This is a genomic window from Bacillus sp. sid0103 (genome assembly GCF_019219025.1).
Window position 1 is genome coordinate 1 of record NZ_JAHUWN010000087.1, and the last position, 991, is coordinate 991.

Here is a 991-nt window from a genome sequence, read left to right on the forward strand (position 1 = left end):
TGTCAACAACGGTTTAAAATTCCCTTTTTTCAACGGAACCAAATTCCCTATTATCAACGTTCTAAGACAGCTGGCTGAATGCCAGCTTTTTGCTTCTCACGAAGCCTATATGAATCTCCTTTAATGTTAAATGTAGTGGCATGATGCAGTAGACGGTCTAATATTGCTGTTGCTAATACTTCATCACCAAATATTTTCCCCCATTCAATAAACGACTTATTTGATGTTATGATCAAAGATCCACCTTTCTCATAACGTTTAGAAATTACTTGAAAGAATATATTGGCACTAAAGTTATCAAAGGGGAAATAGCCCAATTCATCTATTACAAGAATGTCTGGTTTACTCCAACGTTTTATAATCCTATTTACCAGTCCTTGTTTCTCTGCTTTCTCACACTCGTTAATAAAGTCATCAGCTCTAATAAATAGAGCAGTGTACCCTTTAATAATAGCTTCTGTAGAAAATGCCACTGATAAATGAGTCTTGCCTACCCCTGGTGGACCCAAGAGTATGACATTATCACCATTTTCAATAAACCGACAGGTTAACACTTCCTTAATTCTTTTTTCACTGAGACTTGGCTGAAAATCGAAATCAAATTCATGAACTGTTTTTTTAAACGGAAGCTTTGCTTTTAAAACCCTTTTCTCAAGTGCTGCTGATTCTCGGAACTCAATTTCATTCAATAGTATAGTGTTAAGAAACTCAGAATATGGTACATTATCTTTAGAGGCATCTTCTAATAGACCTTCAATTTGGTCCGAAGTATGGTGCCATCCAACTTTTATTAGTCGTTCAGTTAGATGTTGAGTGATCAACTAATGTCGCTCCCTTCTAATTGTTCATAGACTTGTAGGGAACGTTGTTCCACTTCAAGTTCAGGGGATTGATTGGGACGGGTCGCCAAACCTTTAGTTGTTTCAATCAATCCTTTTTTATAGTGTTCTAACTTCATATGTGCCTCAGCTTTTCCTGTTAAAAGAGGGTG

The 991-nt window shown here is 36.5% G+C and carries 1 protein-coding gene; it reads right to left on the reverse strand.

Annotation, left to right across the window (positions count from 1 at the left end; all coding sequences use genetic code 11):
* Positions 1 to 53: 53 nt before the first annotated feature.
* Positions 54 to 821: an IS21-like element helper ATPase IstB gene (istB, locus tag KW850_RS32550; RefSeq protein ID WP_218351717.1), complete on the reverse strand. Its 768-nt coding sequence runs from the start codon at positions 819 to 821 to the stop codon at positions 54 to 56.
* Positions 822 to 991 lie beyond the last annotated feature (170 nt).